A 22,224-nucleotide genomic window follows, 5' to 3' on the forward strand; every position below is an offset into this window, starting at 1 on the left:
GCAACATCATGCGAGGTCGACAGAGAACCGGGGTACATCAAAGGGGGCCTTCCATCAATCCAGTCGGGGGTTCGCAGGGGGCAGCGTGCCGGTCGGCGGGGGGGGAGTTCCCGCCGACCGAACGGCAACGTCACAACGGGGGCGGCTCCTCGGAATCGGAGCAGTCGGCATCGTCCGGATCCTGCTCGAACTGGGGACGATCCGCCGCCAGGGCCTGGATCGACAATTCGTCCAGCACTCCCGACCAGGTCCGGACGCTGTCGATGGCGCCGACCATCTGATTGGTCATCTCGCCCTGCTGCTCGGCCGCACCGATCGTCAACGGACCCGTCGCCTTCCACGGCGAGGCCACCACCGGGGCCTCATCCTGCAGCTCGCCATCGACATACAGCCGAATCACACCCGCGCCCAGATCGACCTGGCCGACCAGGTGGTACCACTTGCCGACCCCGGTCGACTCATCGATCTCGGGAGGATCCTCGGCGTACGCGAGTGTCCAGGGACCGTCCCCAGAGCCGGCCGAAGGCATCGACAACTGGAATCGGCCGGCAACCGGGCTGTAAACCAGATTGAACGCACCGAACTCGTCGCCGGTCTGCGAAACTATCGTGCGGTAGTCATCGAGATCATCGACTCGCGCCCAACCGGCTACCGTGAACGACTCGTCAGTGGTGATCACGGGGCCTGTCGTCTCGGCCCAGCCAGTACCGCCGAGCGCGAGTCCATAGGCCGCCCAGCAATCGTTGTACCGGTCGACCTCCCACGAATACTCGCCATTGAGCGTCAGGTCATCGGCGCCCCACAGATCGACGCCAAGCTCGTCCCGGCCCAACTCCCAATGCGACAACCGTTCGGTATGAGCGGCAGCGACCTCGTCGGCATCAAGCGCCCCACGCCACAAACGAACATCCGAAATGGATCCTTCCCACTCCGTCCAACGCGAGCCGTCTTCTACGCCGCCACAGCCGATCACGAACTCCCCGGCGCGCCAAGGCTCCCAATCCATTGCGATAGTGCCGGTATCGGACAGCTCCCCATCGATGAACAGTTGCAGCAGGGCATTGTCCGGATCGACAGTGACGGCAAAATGGGTCCACTTCTCCTTCACTGCGGCCTCGGCACTGACGGCACCGTCGCCCCAGTCCGCATCAGCGCTGTCCTGACTGGTCACCCCCACCGTCCAGGTGTCGGAATTGGCGCTGTACTTCGTCATAACCGAGAAGTACTGTGCGCCGTTGAAGCTGAACAGACGCGGATGCCCACTCGTATGTTCTGCATCCAGCCAAGCCCATGCCGATACTGTGAATGCCTCATCGGTACGCACTGGGACCGTGTCAGCGGTCGGACAGGTGGATCCGTCGAACTGCAAAGCGCTCTGAGCGCGGCCATACTGATCGGGTCCCCACGTAGGTGCGGTTGGCATCGCGGTCAGGTCGGTACCCCTGCCCGAAACGTCGGCCCCATCTCCGCGCAGCGGGTACCACGCTTGCACGGCGGACGGCATGCCATTGCCGTCCATGAGCTCGCTGAGTTGCTCACCGGTCAAGATGTCGTTGAACACCACCGCGTCGTCGACCGATCCGGTCATCGGATGGAAGGTCGCGCCGTTCCCCTTTGCGCCGCAACCGACCGCGAACCGTCCCGTCGGCGCCCACGGGTCGAACGGTACCGGATCCGAAGCGACCAGTTGGCCGTTCACATACAACCGCAGTCGTTCGGCCGGAGCGTCATAGGCCGCGGCGACATGGGTCCAGGAACTGAACTCGGTGTTCGAGGACTCGGCGAAGACGGTGACCGCGGTGACGTCGGCCGTATCGGACGAGTACATGGAAGCACCCCAAGCGTTCGTCGAGGACATGAACAGCTTCAGGTTGCTCCTGCTCTGACCGGTCGCGCCCATGACCACGGGCGAACCCGACGATGGTGGCGCTTCGATGTAGGCCCAAGCGGCGACCGTGAACGAGTCGCTCGCGTTGACGATGGGCTCATCGGCGACCATGCAGGTGTCGCTGGCGCCGTCGAAGACGGCCGCCGCGTCCGTGCGGCCCTCGCGGTCCGGACCGTAGACGGCCGACTCCAATGCTGACAGCGAACTGTCCGCAGCGTCGTCGAGTCCGTCCCCGTCGAATCGCCAAGCGCCGATCGCTTCGGCCGGTTGGGTTTCGACGGTGGTGAACCAGTATGTCGTCGGACTCGAGGTGTTTCCCGCCGAGTCGACCGCCCAGACCTGGATCGCGTGGTCGACCGAACCGGTGGACGGCGTGACCGATACCTTCGTCTGACCGTCCGCCGCCGAAACCGCCTGCTTGGTTTCGCCTTCCAAGGCGTACTCGAACCCGGTCACATCGTCACCGCCGACGAACTCGAACTCGACCGGATCTCCCGGGAGCGGATTCGCGGTCACCCTCGCCACATCAGGTGGCTCAGGCGCGGTCGTATCGATGCGCACGTAGCAGAACTCGCTCTTACTGCTGTGGGTGAATGCATCGAACGTCTGGGCACGCCACCTGTACAGCCCATCTTCGGTCACCACGCCAGAGGCCAGTCGGGACGGCGTCGACTGTCCGGCCTGCGCGTCGACGTACCAGTTCTCGATGTTCGAGCCGGACGGCTTGTAGAAGAGATACCGCAACTCGACCGCGCCGCCGTCAGGGTCCCGCGGGGCTGCGGCCAGCTTCGGAGTACGGGTGGTCACCAGCGTCGGATCCGACTCGGTGCCACAACCTTGGCCTTCAGTCGACTGCGCGGTCGGGGCCTCCGGAAGTGAGTTCACCGTGAAGTAGCAGTACGAGGAGAATTGCCCATAGCGCGACGATTCCGCGTCAGAGTCCCGGGCTCGCACGTTCCACCGGTAGGTCCGGCCGCGTTCGAGCTTTCCGGAGGCCACCGACACCCGTAGGACCTGACCGTCGGCTACATCATGGGTGTCGATCTGTTCGAGCATGCTCGGATGCGACTTGTCGCGCTCGTAGAGGTAGAACGAGACCCGATTGTCCGGTTCGAGACTCTTCGGCGCGGTCGCCTTAAAGGTCGGAGTCAGGTCATTGATGGTCGGTCCTGGTGCCGAAGTCGAGCACGCGTCGCCGTCCGTGTACAGGTTCGTGGCCTTGAGCGGAGCGTGCCAGACGATCATCTTCGCCGAGGATGGGTCGAGCTTGCGCCAGTAGTCCCTGTGCTCCTCCTGGTCCCAGTTGGCTCCGGAGAGTGCCGCGAATACCGCGGTGTTGTTCCCGCGATCGACCAGTTCCTGAATCCGATCGGCGGTCCTGTCGTCGGCCCATCTGATCTCCTGGTCCGGCTCGTCGGCTCCAGTGTGGGAGGTCGGAACGGAATCGCGGGCCACTTCTCCGACTATCTGGTCGTTGAAATCGTCCCAGGTGATGTCGCTGGACATGTCGAACCAGTCCATCGCCGCCAGCCGCACCTTCTGCGTCGAGCCCGCGTCACCGGTGTGGGTCTGAGTGATCCATACGGTCGTCTGCTGCACTTCACGGTCGGCGATCGCCTGCAGGCCGTTGAACTTCATCGCCGATCGCCACGCACCGTAGGTAGAATCGCTTGCCCAGGTCTGTCGACCGGTGCACATCTCTGAGCCGGTGCCGCAGGTGATGCCGGTCGTCCGTGAGTAGGCGTTGGCGAAATTGGCGCCCTCGTCGCGGAACTTGGGGTCGATATAGATGGGGAACTCTGCCTCGGGGTCGCTCAGCAGGTCCTGGTCCGGGATCACCGTCAGCGAGTCGTCGTCCATCTCCAGCTCCATCGGAGCCGCATGTTCGGGAATGCCTGCGTCGGTGGCTGAGGAATCCCACATCCACGGGCTCTCGACGGTGAACGCCGGTCGTCCGGACTTGTCGGCGAGCGAGGCGGTGTCGGCGGCGTTATCGGAGGCGACCGACAAACCGTGGGATTTGAACCCGAGCTCGACGCGCTTCAGCGCGGGATTCGTTGCGGCTTCGGGGGTCTTGACCACCAACGCGTAGGAGAACCCGGTCACCTCGGCATGGGCTTGCAGGTCGATCTCCGGCAGCACCTCGGGGTAAGTGATGGTGTCACCGTCGATGACCGGTTCAGGCAGCGGCTCGCCCCAGCTCAGCGTTACCGCCTCACCCTCGCGGTTGGTTGCGGTAACGAATTCGGACTCACCGCCCGACCCGAACGCGAGGTCCGAGACGGTGGCTTTGGACCGGATCGTGCCGTTCTCGTCGACTTCGAGGGTGGTGTCGGCGTCGACCCATTCGCCGGCTTGGTCGGGGACCCACTGCGGCTCTACGGTGAAGGCGGTGCTCACCGAACCGTCGGGCTGGGCGTACGAGCTGGTGGTGTAGCCGACTGAGTCGCGGATGAGTACTTCCGCACTGCATTCCGCGGCCAGTGACAGTGCGCTGGACTCGCTACGCTCCTGCAGGTCAGTGGATTCGCTACAGGTCGATTCATCGATGTCTTGGGCGGAGGCAGGGGTGTCGATGAGCAGCGCCGCACCGATCACGGCTGTCAAGCCGAGGCCCAAACCACGATGGACGAATCCAGGGGCGTGGGGTCGCTTCACTTGGGGCACTTTCCTATTGGGGGTAGTGGAGATGATGAGGCATGTAAGGCCGACACTGGCTGTGACCGGAACCGCCGAAAACGTTAGCAGCGATCGCCTGAGCCCGCAGCACGAGCGACGGACTCTCTGTTAGCAAATCAGGACCTGATATCCACAGATGTTGCCCCAAGCTGGCAATATAACGATTCGGCTTCAATGGCGACCTCAGGCTCGACCCACCATCCACAGAAGCACAGTTGATCCGATATTCACTGTCCATACACCCCAACATTCCACTGTGATTCGCCTCAGGTCTCTCCGCCGTTGCGGCGCTCCGCCCACGGCTGTTCGCCGTCGGACCTGGAACGTTACGATCGGTCCGTGTCCGCCCCCACTCACGCCCGAATCGACTCGCTGCGTGTGCAGATCGTGGTCGATGCGAGCCGGTCCAAGAGCAAGGTCGGGCCCGCCGTCTACAGTGCCCTCGGCACCTCCCGGACATCGGCACGGGTGGCGGTGCTGGTGCCCGACGAGCGCCGCGCTGAGCGGCTGCGCCGTCGCTTCGCCGACGAACCGCGAATCACCTGCGCCGACGAAGCTCCCGACACCGCCGCGCCGTACCGGCTGTGTATGCCACCCGACCTCGTGCTCCGAGTCGGCGCCCTGGACCGCATGGTCCGCGAGATCGAACGGGACCAGCTGGGCATCATCTTCCTGGCCTGCGTCAAGAACAGCGACATGCACTTCGCCCGCCTGGAGCGGCGCGAAGCGGTCGAGGCCGCGGCCCGCGCGCACCCCGGCGACAGTCGCTTCGACGCCGTCGACCGCCGTGATGGCACCCGGTGGATCGACGGGTCCGCGTGGGCCTTCGACTGGACCGACGAGTTGCCCGAGTCGCCGGACGTCACCGGGCTACACCGCGAGCTGGCCCTGCTCCGCGCCGCCCTCGGCGAGCGCGACGCGAAGCTCGCCGAGACACGAGAGCAAGCCCGGCACTGGCGGTCTCTGGCGACCGAACCACTGCGCCGACGCCTGCGGCGCGGGATGAAGCGACGCCTCGTCCGCATTCTGCGAGGAGGTTCCCGGTGAACGACGAACCGATCGCGTACCGCGCCGGGCAGTACTGGTGCGGCGCGCTCGGCCGCTGGAGCCGGGAGCGGCTCGAACGCCTGCGGCGCGACGCGCCCGACGGCCTCTCGACCGCCGTCGAAGGCCCGACCGCGGTCCTCTGCACCACCGGAACGACCGACTCCTGGTCGTCCGGGTCCCGCCGCGGCCGGTATTGGGACCCGTTCGCCTCAGGCTCCGAACCGACACGATGGCAGGACGCCGCCGAATCGCGCCTGGCCGCCGGGCTCCAGACCGAACCGGTCGCGGCCCTGCACACCGACGCCCTCGGCCTGCACGACCTCTACTACCGTGAGATCGACGGCGCGGTCTACTTCGCCTCGCGCATCGAAGGGCTGCTCGACCTCGGCGACGCTCCACTCCACATCGGATGGGACGCCTGGGCCGCTATCCTCGCCTTCCACGCCCCCGCGGCCGACGACACGCCGTTCCGGGAGATCCGCCGACTGCGTGCGGCCACTGCGCTTGCCGTCGATGACGGCCGCCTGTCGCGTGACTCGTTCGAACCCGGCTGGCTCCAGGAGACCGAGGACGCGAAGACCACGCCGACCGACGTCGTCGACACCGTGACCGAGGCGATCGTCCCGGCCTCCGAGGCGGCGATGACCCTCAGCGGCGGCTGGGACTCGCGGCTGCTCGGCATCCTCGCGCGCCGCCGCATCGGCGCCATCACAGCCTGGACCACCAGCGGCGACGACGGCCACGACCGGGACGTGGCGTACGCGGGCCCAGTCGCCGAAGCCCTCGGCATGGAGCACCGCACTCTGATCCCGGGCCCGGAGGCCTGGGTAGAGGAGCACGCGGCCGTGCGGGAGCGCCTGGAGTTCCAGACCCACCTCCACACCTGGATCATGCCGGTCGCCCGCAGCCTCCACGACCGGGAAAGGACCGTCATCGACGGTCTGGCCGGCGACATCCTGTTCAAGAGTGCCCTGGTCGGCAAATCCCTCGCGACCGAGACCGACGCCAGACGACGCGAACACCGGCTCTGGAAGACCTTGGAGCAGCGCCGCCTACGCGCCAACCGGATGCTGCGTCCGGCCGTGGCCGACCTCTTCACCGAGACCACGGGCGACCGGCTCCACGCCGCCGTCGCCCCCTTCATCGGCCACCGGGCCGGCGCCATGCTGGGTGTGCTGCACCTCCGCACGGCTCGGGCCATCGGCCTCTCGGGACGGTGGCTGCTCGGACCGGAGCTCGACGTCCGGACCCCGTTCGCGCACCCCGAGGTCCTTCGCGCCGCGATCCGCGTGCCGGCCGAGGAGAAGCTCGGCGGCGCGTTCTACCGGCGCATGCTCCACACCGCCGACCCCCACGTCGCAGCCCTGCCGTCCACGAACGACGGCAGACCCCTCGGCGCGCGGCGCGGCCGCAGGCAGGCGAGCCCCGAAAGCCTTCGGATACTCGGGCGCCACGTCCGCGAGGCGGAGCCGATAATGGCCCTGCTCACGCCGACCGCGCGCCGCGCCGTGAAGGACCCCGACGCTCTGGCACTGCTCGGATCCGGCATGGGCGGCATGCGGACGCTGGCATGGGCCGGGCTCTTCGGCAACTGGCTGGAACGGCACCGAGCCCGGCTCGCGATCGACGGCTGCGGCGCCTGACCGCACCGCTCAGCGCCGCAGCATGCGCTTGACCTTCGCCTTGAGCCGGGAGAGCACCCACGTCGGCGAGAACTTGACGTGCCAGGCCAGGTGATCGGCGCGGGACTTGTCCAGCTCGACCAGTTCCAACAGCTCCTCACGCCTGCGCCATTCGCCGCGCGAAGCCGGCAGCGGCGCCTCCTCGGGACGGGCGACCGACGACGGGGCGGACATCCGGACGATCGACGACAGGCGCTCGACATGCCGGTCGAGATCGAAGCTCTTGGCGCCGAACCACACGGCCCTGGCGAATATCGAACGCCGCTCCAGGCGCATCCGATCCTCGCCGTGGCGCGCCACCACGAGCCCGGACTGCCCGCGGTTCGCGACCTCCAGCAGACTTCCGATCGTGTATGGCGTGGTCGGAATGCGCGGGGAGAGCACCAGCCGCCACGGCACCGACGGGTCGGCGCGGCCGTACTCCCAGTTGGTGAAGCGGACGCGGCGGTCGGCGCGCAGGGCCTCATGGACCAGCTTGAGATCGAGCCTTGGGTGATCCAATGTGGCCTCGCGGCCGGTCGTCGGCTCCGGCCACGAACCGACCAGCGTCACCCGGATGTCGCGGCAGAAGCCGTCCAGCAGCGGCATGACCGAGTCGACGACCTCCTCGAAGGAGGCGTCCTCGACGTCGACGACCACGTCGACCAGTGGCACCGTCCACGACCGGCCGCCGTTGTCCTTCCGGTGGATCGACTCGGGGATGCGCTGGCCGTTGAGGGCCTTGCGGACCCGCTTTCCGCGGTCGCGGTTGCGCCAGCCCTCGGGGATGCCCAGGTGCCAGACCGACTCGCCGTCGTCGGGGACGAACACCCCGCCGGCCAGCCCCACCCGGTAGGCGAACTCGACGTCCTGACCGCGCACCATCTCGACGTCCATCCCGCCGGCCGCGACGAACAGGCTCCGGTGGGTCGAGACCGTGATGCCCTCCATGACCGAGTGCAGGCGGCTCCAGTGCGCGGTGCGGAGCCGGTCGGAGCCCGCGAGGAACTTGACGTTCTTGGCCTCGAGCGCGGCATCGACGTCGAACAGTCCGTCCGCTCGGCCCGCGGCGACCTCGCGCGCCACCTGGTCCGGGCTCAGCGTACCGGTCTCGTACTCGACGAATCGTTTGTGGCCCAACACCATCAGATTGTCGACGAGGTGATGCCAACGCAGGTGCGACTCGATATGGGCCCTGAAGGGGACCGTGTCGGCGTCGAGCCGGACGATCACCTCCCCGCTGCTGGCCGACGCCCCGACGGCCACGGCGTTCCCCGCGCCCCAGGCCTCGCCGGTGGTGCGGACGATGCGGGTCGAGGCCGGCCGCCGCTCCGGCAGCCGCAGAGGCGGGTCGCTCCGGTCGTCGACGACGACGACCTCGGTGAGCTCGGCCGGGTAGGACTGCTCGGCCAGACCGGCGAGCACGAGGTCGAGCTTCTCCTGGCCGCCGTAGGCGGGCACCACGACCGAGACGGTCAGTCGCGGCTCGAGCCGGCCGATTTCGGCCGGCCGCAGACTCGACCAGTCGTTGCGGGGCAGGGCTTCGCCGTCGTGCCGACCCGCGACTCCGGGCCGGTAGGGCCGGAAGTCGGGGCGGACCCCCCGCCGTTTGCCGACGACCGAACCGTGGCGCGTGAGCCGTTCGATGAACGCCGCCGACTCGCTCCAGGTTCGGCGGAACGCGGCCTCCGCCTTGACGTCCCAGGATTCGACCGCCACGATGTCCTCGTCGGTCATGGCCTTGACGTAAACGGCGATCCGCTGCGCGACGCCGTCGCGGTAGCGGTCGTCGAGCAGATCGAGCGCGGGCGTGTAGTGACGCGCCATCCAGTCGGCCCGGCGGTCCTCCCGGCAGACCCGGTCGCGCAGGAGCCGCAGCAGCAGGTCACGGCCGTCGTAGCGGCCCATGGAGAACACCAGTGAGCACTCGAGCGGCATCGGGACGGCAGTGAGGTCGGCGAGCGCCTGAGGGCTGCGCAGCATGGCGTCGACGCGCTCCGGCTCGGGCCAGCGGCCACTGAGCGCGGAGTCGACCAGCGTCTTGCGGAAGCAGTTGCGGCACGAGCCGCAGGGAATCCCGGCGCCGCCGACGTGGCAAGACTGGGCGAGAACCTCTCCTCGCCAGGCCTGGTCGACCACGACGGGGGTCGAGGCCTCGGTGAGCCCGGCGGCGACCGGCTGGAACGGGAGCCCGGCCGCGGCGGTGACCGGCTGCCAGACTCGGAACGCGTGGTCGGGTCCCGGGGCGCTGAAGCGGCCGCCGCTGAGCCCGTAGACGCTGGAGGCCAGGATGCCGGTGACCAGGGCGTCGAGGCCGTCGAAGTCGGCGCAGAGCACCGCCGGGAGCGCGAACGACAGGTCGGTCGGCAGGTTTACCGGGACGCCGGTGGGGCGGCGCAGATATTCGACGTCGCAAGGGACGCGGCGCACGAGGTGGCCCTTGCGCTCGATGTCGTCGCAGGAGGCGTGCGCGGCCGCCTTGTTGATGGCGCCCTTGCCATCCTCGCGGATGACGCGATCGAGGTAATACAGGTGCGGTTCACCGGGCAGCAGAGCCACCGCGGCGACCGAGTCGACGCCGCCGGAGTATGCGACGCCGGGTCGCGGCCCGGCGGGCCGGACACGGGGTGGCAGGTCCGGATCGGCCGGTTCGAGCTCGAGGTCGAGGTGTTCGGCGACGGCGGCGGCAAAGGGTTCGCTGACGGGTCGGTCCAGGAGGAGGCGGCGACCGGCCCAGGGCCGGCACGACAGCAGCGCGGCCAGCGCCAGGACGTCGGGGTGGGTGGCGTCGAGGTCGAACCCTCCGGGCAGCCGGGCGCTCGCGGTTCGGCCGATCATGGCCTCGCCGGGGATCTCGGTCCGGTCGTCGGATTCGGGTTCGAAGTGGAGCCGGACGGCGACGGCGTCGGTCTCGGGGACGGCGGTGATAGTGGTCTTCATCTGCGGGCCATGTGTCGAAGGCAGTGGAGGAGCCACGTGGGCGAATATCGGACGTGCCGGGAGAGCCTGGCGACACGGCGCGGCTGCCACCGCCGCTCGTTGTAGGCCCTGGCGAGGCGGCCGACCTCGTTGGGGCGGCGGCGGGACTTCGGGGCCTCGGCCTCCGGCGCGAGCCGCGCCGACTCGGCGACCTCGTCCACCGGCACGCCGAGGTGGTCGGCGCGGGCGGCGGCGGAGCGCCGGACGAGCCGGGCGGTGCCGTCGGGCGAGGGCAGTTCGACGGTGCCGACGTTGTGTTTCTCGGCGGCGCCGGTGAGCCGGGAAACGGTGTGGGTGGTGGCAGGGTAGGCCAGCGGGAGTTCGAGGCGGAAGGGCGTCGAGTGGTGGGCGGGGGGCGTCTCGGCGGCGAAGGCGACGCGCGCTTCGCCGCCGTAGTAGGCCTGGACGACCTTGGCTTCGAGCTCGTCGTCGGCGACGACGGCGCGCTGGAGCGAGGGGTCGGGCCAGGGGGCCACGAGGGTGATGCGGATGTCGGAGCGGGCGCCGTCGAGCAGAGGGCGGACGCGGGAGTCTATGCGTTCGAGGTCGAACTCGTCGACGTCGATGACGATGTCGACCGAGGGGACGTCGAACTGGACGCGGGGGGCCTGGCGGCGGCTGCGGTGCTCGGGCAGGCGCTGGAGGAAGAATGCGCTGCGGTATCGGTTGCCGTCGGCGGTGCGGGCCTTGATCTCGGGGACGCCGAGGTGCCAACTCGAGGTGTCGTCGTCGGGGACGAACGCGGCGCCGGCCTGGACGAGGCGGTGCCCGAAGTCGGTGTCGCTGCCCAGGGGCATCGAGGAGTCGAAGCCGCCGGCCCGCTCGAAGAGGGTCCGGGGGAAAGAGGCCGAGGCGCCTACGAAGACGTTGGCGACGTTGCGCCAGCGGGCGCGTTTGAGGCCATCGGTGCGTTCGATGACGCTTTCGATCCACTGGGGCTTGGCTTCGGCCGGGTCGAACAGGCCGGCGGCCTCGCCCGAGGCGACCGCGTAGTGGACTTGTTCGGGTGTGTACTGGCCGGGCCGGTAGTCGACGAAGCGCTTGTGCCCGAGCACGACGAGGTAGTCGGCCAGATGGTGCCACCGCATCTGGGATTCGATGTGCTCGCGCCAGACCAGCATGTCGGCGTCGAGCCGGAGGATCACCTGGCCGTCCGAGGCGGCGACGCCGGCGTTGGTTCCGGCGGCCGAGCCCCACACCTCGTCGGGGGTGGTGATGACGCGGCAGTGCTCCGGGCGGATCTCGGGTAGGCGCAGCGGCGGGTCGCTGCCGTCGTCGGCCACGACGACCTCCAGGAGCGACTGGGGGTAGCTCTGCACCGACAAAGCGGCGAGCGCGTGGTCGAGCTTCTCCTGGGCACCGTACGCGGGCATGACTACGCTGACACTCTGCCACGGCTCCCATTCTCCAAGCCGGGGAACGGCGAACGACGAATAGTCATTGTCGGAGAGAACCGAGTGACGGGAGGTGCGAGGTGCCATATCGCAGTCATCTTATCCACATCGATTGCGAGGCGGAGCGTAGCCGCCGCCGGCGTAGGCGAGGTGGATGGGCTGATGCCGTGCGCTACCCCGTCGGCGCAGCCCCTGTGCTGGCGTCGCACACCAGCGGTGGCCATACCGCCCGGTTCAGCAGACGCCGCACCGCGGCCGGGCCGACGTCACCTATCCATTCAGCGGTCGACCAGCCATTGCCGTTCGGCCAAGCCGGACGTGACCGCGCGCAGGTACTGCCCGGCCTTCAGCCGCGGCCCGACCCGGGCGAAACAGCCATCGACCTGAGCCAACAGCACCCGCAGCAGCCCATCACACATCTCGCTCCCTACGCTGGGATCTGCAGCCGCTCCTTGTTTCCTTCGTGTCACGACAAAGAAGACGCCGAGCGGCGCCTCTCTGCTGCAGGCCAACAGCATCAGACAAGACCCGACACCCCTGCATCGCCGCAGGTCGACACCGGCCGCCCGCCCAAACACGGCCGTGCCTTCCGCATGACTGAACTGGTCATGAACGCGAGCGCAATACTGGTTTATGCGAGGAAGCGGCCAGCGGTGTGATCTCACCTACTGTAGACTCTCGACCTCTGGTGCCCCGTTCAGTACGGAACCACGCCCTACCGGACTTCCAGGCGAACGACGGCGGTCGCCGAGGCGTCACCATCGCGGAGGGTCAGGCGATACCGCTCGCTACCTGCAGTTCTTACCGCCCGGCCGCGGCTGGCTATACTGCGGACAACATCTCTTACCACATGTTATGCGCTGCTCCTCCCTACCACGTCATTCGAGACGCCGGACTCCCGCAGCGCAGGGCCCGACAAGAATAGCCTGTGACTCCGTTTCAGGAGCATCACCGCCGAGCTGAACAGAGAGGCACCATGACTACCGATCCCCTCGCGGGCTTCCTCGCACGGGAGAGCGCTCTGGTGGCGACTATCGGATTCCACTCGGGGAACGGGCCCGCCAACGCCCTGGCGGCCGTCGAGGCACGGCCTGAGGTGATCGACCTGGACGATCTGGACGTCGGTGTGCGGCCCTCTGGTGAGTACCGCCGTCTGGCCGTGGTGGCGCGGACGATGACGGACCTGCATCGGGCAGTCGCCGTTTCGGGCCTGCTTCCCCAGGTTCGCCAGTGCCTGGTCGTCATCACCGAGATGGCCGCTGTGAACCGCCCCGTACAGGTCAGACTCCCGGCCTACTGGACCGCTCAGTCTCTGCTGAAGCTCGAGGTCAGGTTCGACGACCCGCACCGCTGGTCGTGCGAGTTCGCCGTCAGGCAGCCTCTGGCGGCGGTCCATTACGTCCGGGCCGTCATCGCCACCACCACGGAGAGCCCGCGCCCGATGTCGCCTCGCTTCGCCCTGCACGGGCCGGGTTCCGGACACTGGAGCCCTGGCGCCCCAACAAGTCCGAGACCACCGCTGCCGGTGGAGAATTCGCCGAACGTACCGTTCTATGACGTGATGCTTCACACCGGCCCCCTCGAGAAGGTCTCCGGTGATGACCGGGTGCGTTTCCTCGAGGTCCGCGACCCCAGACCGGTGCGACGGGGAATCTTCGGTGGGAGCGGAGACCCGGTCCACGACTCCGTCGATCCGGGCATCCTGCCCCCGATCGACGAGTTCACGGTTAACCGGATGGGATTCGACAATCGCCCCAAGGAGAGCGACGCCGATCTCGTATTCGCCGATCATGCCTGGCAGGTACGATTCAAGGACGGTAGGCGGATGCGACTCGATCCGTCGGGAGCGGTCACCGACTTCGACCTCGAGCGGTTGCGCGAACTCCGGTCGGTGCGAGTCCACTGGGACGGGCACCCCGGCAGCATCGGAGGACTCCGCACCGTCGCCGGACTGGCGTGCGGGGGTGTTCCCCTGGTGAGCCGTGATCGGAGCCCGCTCTGGGCGGGGGCACTCAACGGCACCGTAACCTCTCGAATGGATATGTACGCTTCTGAGGAACTCTCGGATGCACTGCGCCGCGAGTCCCACTCGGTCGCACTGTCGCGAGCAGCGCTGCGAGAGCACTCTTCGGCTGCGCACACCCAACGCGTGCGTGCGGCCAGCGGCCTGCCCCCGGAGGAAGCACCGTCCGTTTCAGTGCTTCTGTGCACTATGCGGCCCGACTTCCTCGTCCCGGCGATTCGCCAGATCAGCGCCCAGGACCACCCCCGCATCGAAATCGTATTGGTCCTGCATGGGCTCGCGGCCGACGTCCCCGAAGTCAAGCAGGCCATCGCCGATTGTCCCCTCCCGATCACCGTGGTCGAGGTCGACGGCGACGAGATATTCGGCGGAGCGCTCAACCTCGGTGCGCAAGCGGCGTCGGGCGAGTTCATCACCAAATTCGACGATGACGACTGGTACAGCCCCCATCACGTCAGCGACCTGGTGCGGGCTTCGCACTATTCGGGCGCCGTTCTCGTCGGATGCGGCGCCGAGCTGGTCTACCTCGAGGAGTTCGATCTGACAGTCCAGCGTTTCGGAGGACACAGCGAACGGCGCAGTCTGCACGTTGCGGGAGGCACGATACTGATCCGCCTCTCAACGTTCCGCGAGCTGGGAGGATACCGTCGGGTCCGCACCGCCGAAGACCGCGAACTCCTTGCGGCCGTAGCCGAGGCCGGCGGAACCATCTATCGGATGCACGGAATCGGCTACGTGCTCGCCCGCCGCGCGAGCGGCCACACCTGGAACCGGCCGTCGGCCGCCTTCTTGAGAGGCACCGAGCGCCAGATGCGGGGCGTCAATCTGGGGGATTTCGTCACCGCCGGCAACCTCGAAGCAGCCCTATAGAAAGGAACGATCCCTCCGACCATGCCCACCTCCGCAGCTTCGCCGAGCCAGCAACCGCGCATCCGGCGCAACGACCACGGTGTCCTGTCGCCTCCGGATCTGGGCGCCTGGATGCCTGACACGCTCGTCAGCGTCGTCATTCCCGCATACGGCTCTCAGGACAAACTCGATGTGGCACTGGCGGCCCTGGCGGCCCAAAGCTATCCTTCCGAACTGCTCGAAGTGATCGTTGTCGACGATCAAAGCGAACCTGAGCTGCAACTGCCGCAACTGGCGCCGGACAAGACCAAGATCGTCAGGGTCAGCGGCCCCCACTGGGGCAGCGCCAACGCGGTTCACATCGGGATCCAGGCCGCCTCGGGCGACGTCGTCCTGCGGCTCGACGCCGATATCCTCACTTCTCATCGGCATGTCGAGGCACACGCTCGCTGGCACCACCAGTGCGATTACCTCGCGGTCGTCGGCCGCATCGCCTTCGCCGACATCGGGCCCGAACGGCTGCCGCCCCAACAGGTGCACTCGGCGGTCGCCGCCGACCTGGCCGACACTCTGTTCGAAGGGTTGGACATCAACCCCAGCTGGGAATACAACATGGTCGAAAAGTACGACCAGTTGCGCACGCTCGACGACCGAGCCTGGCACGTGGCGAACGGAGCCACTATCTCCTTCTCCCGGCGGCTCTACGAGGCTTGCGGCGGCATGGATACCGCCATGATCCTGGGCGGCGACACCGAATTCGGCTACCGGATGGCCCAGGCCGGGGCCGTCCTCGTCCCCGACGGTGGGGCCGTCGCCTGGCACCTGGGCATGTCGCAGATGAAGTCTCGCCGTGAGGAGGGACGCCGATACCGCGAGCCGTTCTTCGCGAACAGCATCCCCATGATGCGGCACCTGCGCAATTCAAGCCACGTCGTATGGGAAGTGCCATATGTCGAAGTCGTCATCGACGTGCGCGATGCGTCCTTTGAGGATGTTTCCTCGAGCTGTGTCTCCGTCCTGAACAGCACGGTGACCGATGTCGGACTCCGTCTCCTCGGCCCCTGGTCCGAGCTGACAGACGAGCGACGATCCCCGCTGGACGAGCCGCTCGTTGACCTGAGGCTGATCGCCGAGACTTTCCGTGCCGATCCTCGGGTCGAGTTCGCGGAGGATCTCGATCAGCCTTCCAGAAACGTGCCATTCAGACTCACAATGCCCGTCGGTCTCCTCGTCGCCCCAAACGCGGTCTCCGAAGTGGTCCGTGTCGCGAACACCCGGCGTGTCGGCAAGGTCAATTGCGCCGTCACCGGCTTCGAGGCGCTCGCCGCGGTCACACTGGAACGCACCGCCGCCCTCAGCCGCGCCCTCCATCTGCGGGCGGAGGGTGAAACGCTGGAGGACGTGATCGACGAGATCTGGGGCGTCTGGTGGGAAGACGGCGACGACTGGTTCGGCACCGAACCGCCCGGTTCCGGAGAAGCCCCGAGCGCCCAGGCGATCCCGTACGGAATAGTCGAGGAACTCAAGGACAAGCTGGCTAAACAGCGGAAACGTGCAGAATGGTGGAAACAGCACGCCGGCAAGAAGGCCGAGTCACTCGACAAGTGGCGGTCGAGGGCCAAGCAACTCCAATCCGAATCCTCCAGAGCCGCACGGCCGTGGTGGCGCTCGGTCGCCGGCCGGGCGCGGGCGAAACTGCGACGGATGCTGCGGTCGTAACGACCGCAGTGGCCCGGCATCACACCTTCCGCCACGAGGAGAAATCGGGTTCATGGCAGCAGAATCCACGCCGTCGCAGCCCATCCGGATCCTGCGAGATTACAGCGCTATCAGCCGACGACGCGACGCTGCGTCATTGTCGAACACTGCCATCCGGCTCCGCAGTCGTAACGCACGTGAACTGATCGCCTACGACGCGCTCAATGGCCGCGGCGGCACGGCGGAGCTCGAGCGACTTGGCCGGGGAGAGGACTTCGCGGCAGTCGGCGTGCCTTTTAAGGATCTCCTGCCGAAGCGATTGGCGACCTACGCGCGCACGATCGCGCTGCAGCAACTCGAGTCCTCCGATTCGGAGGTCGCCCTCGGGCTATTGGAACGAATCGGCCGCACGTGGAATCCAGGCTGGCTCCAGCCGTCGCAGCAGGCGCTGCACGCGCAACTGCTCTGGAACCGACGCGAACTGAGCAGACTGCGGCGACTGCTGAAGCGATACCGACGGATCGACCCGGCCTCGCGCGCCGCGCTCGAACTCAATCTCACGCATCCGGACGAGACCGGAGAGCGGGACTGGAACCGTTGGCTGGATCGCCTCGGCCGCTGGATGCCGCCCGCCGAGTGGTCGCTCACCGCGGATTCCGAGACGATCCCGTTCGACAGACTCCGTGCCACCGCGCCCGCCCGAACCGCGGACCAACGGGTCACGGTGGCCGTGACCTGCTTCCGGCCGGACCGGAGCCTGATCACCGCGCTGCGGTCGCTCATTTCGCAGTCCTGGGAGCGACTGGAGATCCTCCTGCTCGACGACGGTTCGGGCCGAGAGTACAGAGAGCTGCTCGACGAAGCCGCCGAGCTCGACGACCGGGTACGCCTGGTCTGTCTCGAGTCCAACGTTGGCACCTATGCGGCCCGCAACGTCGCCCTGGACATGGCGTCCGGGAGCTTGCTGACGTTCCAGGACGCCGACGACTGGAGCCATCCCGACCGCATCGCCATGCAGGTGGAAGCTCTGAACTCGGTGCCTGGCGCCGTGGCCACGGTCGCCGACGGCATCAAGATGCGAGCCGACCTCACCATCGACCGCATCGGTCGGCCGGTGACGGGAATCAGCATGCCCTCGACGATGGTCCGGTCGGCAGAGGTCATATCCCGGGTCGGATACTTCCACAACCTCAGAAAATCGGCCGACGGCGAATATCTCGCGAGGTTGGAGGCGGTGTTCGGCGAGGACGCGATCGTCTACGATCCCAGACTGCTCCAGATGCTCAGACAGGGCGACGATTCATTGTCACGCTCAGATTTCGGAGCCGGTGGTGCCGTCCATCCGGCCCGCGAGGCGTACCGCTCGGCCTACGCGCTGTGGCACGAGCAGGTCCAGGCGGGCGCTGCGGACCCGTTCATCGATGCCGACGACCCCGTCCCCGTGCCGACCGACATCCACCTGCACCACAACCTCCCTCTTCAACCTGATCGAGCCGAGTACGACTACGTGTTCGCTACCGACTGGAGACCGTACGGAGCACCGGCGAAGTCTACGTTGGAGGAGATCTCCGCTCTCCTCCCGACAGGCGCCTCCATCGGAGTTCTCCAGATGGATTCCTACCGATACGCCTCTGCGCCCGTGCGGCCCCTGTGCGGACCGGTCCAGGATCTCATCAATCGAGGCCTGGTCGGGCGCGTCCTATCCAACAATCCGACGCACGCGCGCACTCTCTTCGTCCGCTATCCGCCCGTACTGCAGTTCGATCTCGCTGCACCTCCGCAGCTGTCGGCCGATCGAGTGTACGTCATCGCGAATCAGGCGCCACGTGAACGCGACGGGAGCGACGTCAGGTACACCTCTGCCATCTGCTCAGCGAACGCCGAAGCCTGGTTCGGCGTACCACCTGTCTGGGTCCCGCAGGGTGTGGAGACACGGCGGGCTCTCGAAGACGAAGGCGAACTACACCAAGACCAGATCAGCGACGTCACGCTCCCGTCGGTGATCGAACCCGAGCGGTGGGCGATGCCGCGGAACCGGTTCCGGTCGGATATCCCGGTGATCGGCCGTCATTCCCGCGACTACTACACCAAATGGCCCGATTCCCCAGAATCGCTGCTCTGCGCCTACCCTGACGCCCCGTCTCTCGATGTACGGGTGATGGGCGGAGCCGAGGTGCCGAGGCGACTGCTCAACGGCAGGCTGCCGCTCAACTGGACGGCATACGACTACAACGAGGTCAGCGTGAAATCGTTCCTCTACCAGCTGGACTTCTGGGTGTACTTCCACCACCCGGTCCTGGTGGAGTCGTTCGGCCGGGCCACGCTGGAGGCGATGGCCACAGGCTGCGTAGTTATTCTGCCGCATCACTTCTCCGCGACTTTCGGGGACGGGGCCGTTTACTGCCGTATCGACCAGGTCCAGCAGACGATCGAAGGCATGTGGAAGGACTTTGACGCGTTCCGGGAGCAGAGTGAACGCGGCATGCGTTATGTGCGCGAACACTTCAGCCACGAGAGCCACCTCGTCCGCGTCCGATCGCTCGACGAAGCCGGGATCGGGCTTCCCGGGCAACGCTGCGCTAGCATCGATACGTCCAGCATCACCACTTCTTAGCCCCGGAGCCCAACCATGCGATCTCTCCTCTCGATGGTCTCGGTTCTCGTGCTCGGAGCGTTGGCCGCCGGCTGCGGGACCGGGTCCGCAGGAGACCAAGAAGACCCCGCGACCTCGTCCAATGAGCCGTCCACCGAGGCCCCCGCGCCGGAAGCACCCGCCGAAGTGAACATCGCGGTCCCCGACGGCTTCGAGCTCGACTCCGAGGGCGGAGCGCAGTACATACTCTCCTACCCCAGCTCGGACGTGCTCTACCGCCCGCTAGAAGACCCTGAGAGCACGCATCGCATCTATGTCGTCTCCTATCTGCTGCCCGAAGAGTACGCGGACAGCGGCCCCGAGGAGCGCGAAGCGCTGGTGGACGAGTACGACGAACTCAGCGCCAACACCGCCGCGCCGAGCGAGGCGAGTCCCGCGCTCACCGGCGGCTACGAGGGCATCTACCGGTACGCCGAGGTGCTCGACTGGTGGGAGGAGTCGGTTGAGCAGCATAACTTCTTCGCCTTCGACGGTCGGCTGATGGTGCAGGTCATCTGCCAGTGGAAGGACGATCCGGGCGGGCTGTTGGAAGCCTGCCACGAGGCCGTGGCCGACCTCGAGCTCACGACGCCCGGCGAAGGCGGCGAAGAATGAGTCGGTTCAGGAACCTGATTGAAAAGGTCAGGAGCATCAGCATGCTCGACCTTTTGCCGTTCTTGGCGGTGGCGGCGCTGACCGCCTGCGGGGCCGCCCTCCTACTGACCGACCGCACCAACGCCGGCATCGCGGTCGGCTCCCTAGCCGCGATCGCGCTTTCCGGCCAGGTGGTGCTGGCCGCCCACCGGGCCTCACGTCGCTACCGCGCGCTCTCCGATGCCATCCGCCAACGCGGCGACGAGTCGCTCGGGAGCACTGAAGTCGAGCGGATCGAGTTCCTGCAGCGTCGGATCCTCGCCGCTTTCGAGAGCGAACGGATGGAGACCGCGGAGCGCTTCCAGCAGCTGCGATCCGGCGGCTGACCAATGGAGCCCGTTGTACCTACAGCTCCGGCAACCTCTGATGCAGCAGAGTCGCCAACGATTTCGAGTACGGCGTGCTGATGTGGTGGGTGTCACGATAGATCAGTAGATTGTCGGCGATCAGTGGGCAACGACTGTCCAAACAGAACCAGTCGACGACGTCGATCACGGTGGCGCCGTGCGATTCCTGGATCTCGATTCCGATCTCCCGGCGTTCCAGATCCTTTATCGAGTACGGATCGGTTTCAATGCATTGCGAGGGAGATTCGAGATGGAGCGAGATGCACTCGGGGGCCGCCATTCCGGTGGTGCGAGGGGTGTCGGTGAGCGTGGTGACGTGTTCCGCCGCTGAAGTCAGCCGCTGGAGCGTGGTCGTCCAGCCGTTCTCCCAGTTCCGATTGCTTGAGTCCAGTGTCGGAGCGCCGTCAGAGGCGCTGACGACCACCAGTGTGGGCCGTACCTTATCGAGCTCGTCGTACACGCGATGGCGCCATTCCTCGCATTCTGTGTACTCGCGCTGCAACTGCGAATTCTCCACTGCGACGTCCACTGGGGTGCATGCGCTCTTAGTGCGTGGCACCAGCCGCCAGTCGTGTTCAGCCGCGAGTGAATCGAGCGCGGGAAACCACTGTGCAGCATGTGAGTCGCCGAACAGCACCACGGTCGTGTCCGACTCGGCGTCGCCGAAAACGCACTGGTCCGGCGGTGCGATCTCTTCGAATTCGAGGTGGCAGTCGCTGTCATAGATCAGCGGTTTGTCGTCCCCGACATTCGTCAGCGACGGCGTCAGGTCGTGGGGAGCTTTGTCGATCTCCAGGCCCTCACTGAGGCTCCGCTCGAGCTCCTCGGAGGACTCGGTCTCCTCAATAGTGGCCAGGTCGGTGTCGATGCCGTCGTCGGAGGCCCTGGAGAAGCCGAGAGTGAGCGTGAGGACCATGGCGATGCTGAGGATTGAGCAGAGGACACCGGTAGCGATGCCGTAGAAGTGGTGAGTGCGGAGGAGCCCGGCGTTTCTGATCGGGGTCTCGATGTACTCGTAGGAGAGCTGCGCGATTGCGAATGTACAGGCCAGCAGGATCACGTTGAGCAGGTTCGAGGACTCGACGCCGAGCCCTAGTGGCGCGAGGATCAGGATCGGCCAGTGCCACAAATAGAGGCTGTAAGAGATCTTGCCGACGAACTGGAACGACCCGGTCGCGAGCAGAGTGGAGACCGCATTCGCACCTCGGCCAGTGCCGGCGACTATGAGCATCATAGTGCCCAGCACCGGAAGCAGCGCGGCGTAACCGGGGAAAGAGGTCGACTCGTCGTAGAGGAGGGCCGCGCCGATCACGGCGGCCAGGCCCGCCAGACCGAGGATGAGGGCGAGGGCCTGATGCACCGTGCGCCATACGGGAAGAGTCAGTGCTATTAGAGCGCCGCCGGCCAGCTCCCAGACGCGGGTGTGGGTGGCGTAGTAGGCGGTCGGCTGGGAAGACTCGGTGACGAGGACCGAAGTGATGAGGGAGAGCACGAAGACTACGGCGATGACGCCGATGGCGAGATTGAGTGCCTGGCGCGGTATGCGCTTCGCCAGTAGGAGCACACCGAGTAGCAACAGCGGCCAGACGAGGTAGAACTGCTCCTCGACGGCGAGCGACCAGTACTGCTGGAACGGCGTGGGCATTGCGTCGGCGTTGAGATACTCGGTGTTCTCGACGACGAAGCGATAGTTGACCGCGTAGACGATCACGGTGAACGCATCCCGCATCACCTCCTCGAAGCGGGTGATCGGGAACCAGAGCCAAGCACCGATGACGGTCGCGATGGTGACCACGGTGGCGGCAGGGAGGATGCGGCGGGCGCGGCGGGAGAAGAAGCCGACCAGCGAGATCGTGCCGGTGTCGAAAACCTCCTTGATCAGCAGGGAGGTGATCAGAAACCCGGAGATCACGAAGAAGACGTCGACGCCCACGTATCCGCCGGAGGCGAAACCGAAGCCGGCGTGGGACAGCAGGACCAGCATCACCGCGATCGCGCGCATGCCCTGGACGTCGGGGCGGAAGCCGGTGCCCTCCCAGCGCTCCGGCAGCGGCGGGCCTCCCGCCGACGGTGGTGGCGGGGGCTGGAACGGGGGGCGCTCAGGGTAAGGGCCGGGCATGGCCCGGCGGGAGCCCGAGGCCGGTTCTGGGGCGGCCAGAGGGAGATGCACCGTGTCCTCGTCGAGCCCGGCCCCCGTGGACGCCCTGCCATGGGGCCTCGGAGACTGGGGCGAGGTCATAAGGCTGCTCTCTCCATCTACGGGGCGGAATGCCGGGTGACGGCGATCCGGTCCGGCACGGCCGGGAGGGTACCGGAGTCCGGGTGCGACGCGGCCTGGGACGCAAGTCGAGTCGTGTTCACCATCGTACAAAG

General features: G+C 66.9%; 12 protein-coding genes. 7 read left to right on the forward strand and 5 right to left on the reverse strand.

What is annotated here, in order from left to right:
- Positions 1-130 precede the first annotated feature (130 nt).
- Positions 131-4,546: a LamG domain-containing protein gene (locus CUT39_RS17420; RefSeq protein ID WP_157930783.1), complete on the reverse strand. Its 4,416-nt coding sequence runs from the start codon at positions 4,544-4,546 to the stop codon at positions 131-133.
- A 360-nt stretch (positions 4,547-4,906) separates the two neighbouring features.
- Between CUT39_RS17420 and CUT39_RS17425 the strand changes: the two genes are divergently transcribed.
- Together CUT39_RS17425 and CUT39_RS17430 are read left to right on the forward strand one after the other, a co-directional pair.
- Positions 4,907-5,614, forward strand: a complete 708-nt coding sequence (locus tag CUT39_RS17425) for a hypothetical protein (RefSeq protein WP_100448723.1) — start codon at positions 4,907-4,909, stop codon at positions 5,612-5,614.
- The gene (locus tag CUT39_RS17430) at positions 5,611-7,257 is read left to right on the forward strand and encodes an asparagine synthase-related protein (RefSeq protein ID WP_100448724.1); all 1,647 of its coding nucleotides are present in this window, start codon (positions 5,611-5,613) and stop codon (positions 7,255-7,257) included. Before CUT39_RS17425 ends, CUT39_RS17430 begins: the two co-directional genes overlap by 4 nt.
- Positions 7,258-7,266: 9 nt before the next feature.
- Here the strand turns inward: CUT39_RS17430 and CUT39_RS17435 are convergent, their stop codons facing one another.
- The 3 genes from CUT39_RS17435 to CUT39_RS20515 form a co-directional block, all read right to left on the reverse strand.
- Positions 7,267-10,215, reverse strand: coding sequence for a DUF6395 domain-containing protein (locus CUT39_RS17435; protein WP_100448725.1), 2,949 nt, complete (start codon positions 10,213-10,215; stop codon positions 7,267-7,269).
- Positions 10,212-11,627, reverse strand: a complete 1,416-nt coding sequence (locus CUT39_RS17440; protein ID WP_198587248.1) for a glycosyltransferase — start codon at positions 11,625-11,627, stop codon at positions 10,212-10,214. Before CUT39_RS17440 ends, CUT39_RS17435 begins: the two co-directional genes overlap by 4 nt.
- Before the next feature lie 299 nt (positions 11,628-11,926).
- Positions 11,927-12,067 (reverse strand): hypothetical protein, encoded by a 141-nt coding sequence (locus CUT39_RS20515; protein ID WP_157930784.1) that lies wholly within the window; start codon positions 12,065-12,067, stop codon positions 11,927-11,929.
- A gap of 557 nt (positions 12,068-12,624) precedes the next feature.
- Here CUT39_RS20515 and CUT39_RS17445 point away from each other — a divergent pair.
- From CUT39_RS17445 to CUT39_RS17465, 5 genes are read left to right on the forward strand one after another with little or no spacing between them, the layout of a single operon-like run.
- Positions 12,625-14,541: a glycosyltransferase gene (locus CUT39_RS17445; RefSeq protein ID WP_100448727.1), complete on the forward strand. Its 1,917-nt coding sequence runs from the start codon at positions 12,625-12,627 to the stop codon at positions 14,539-14,541.
- A gap of 21 nt (positions 14,542-14,562) precedes the next feature.
- Positions 14,563-16,239, forward strand: coding sequence for a glycosyltransferase (locus tag CUT39_RS17450; RefSeq protein WP_100448728.1), 1,677 nt, complete (start codon positions 14,563-14,565; stop codon positions 16,237-16,239).
- Between the two features lie 52 nt (positions 16,240-16,291).
- Positions 16,292-18,832: a glycosyltransferase gene (locus CUT39_RS17455; protein WP_100448729.1), complete on the forward strand. Its 2,541-nt coding sequence runs from the start codon at positions 16,292-16,294 to the stop codon at positions 18,830-18,832.
- A 15-nt stretch (positions 18,833-18,847) separates the two neighbouring features.
- A complete protein-coding gene (locus tag CUT39_RS17460) occupies positions 18,848-19,465 on the forward strand; it encodes a hypothetical protein (protein WP_100448730.1) in 618 nt (205 codons plus the stop codon).
- A gap of 41 nt (positions 19,466-19,506) precedes the next feature.
- Entirely contained in the window at positions 19,507-19,830 is a 324-nt protein-coding gene (locus CUT39_RS17465) for a hypothetical protein (protein WP_157930785.1), read from the forward strand.
- Positions 19,831-19,849: 19 nt separating this feature from the next.
- Here CUT39_RS17465 and CUT39_RS17470 read toward each other — a convergent pair whose 3' ends face one another.
- Positions 19,850-22,021, reverse strand: coding sequence for an acyltransferase family protein (locus CUT39_RS17470; protein WP_157930786.1), 2,172 nt, complete (start codon positions 22,019-22,021; stop codon positions 19,850-19,852).
- Positions 22,022-22,224 lie beyond the last annotated feature (203 nt).

It is taken from the genome of Glycomyces xiaoerkulensis (assembly GCF_002798405.1).
Taxonomy (GTDB): Bacteria; Actinomycetota; Actinomycetes; order Mycobacteriales; family Micromonosporaceae; genus Glycomyces; species Glycomyces xiaoerkulensis.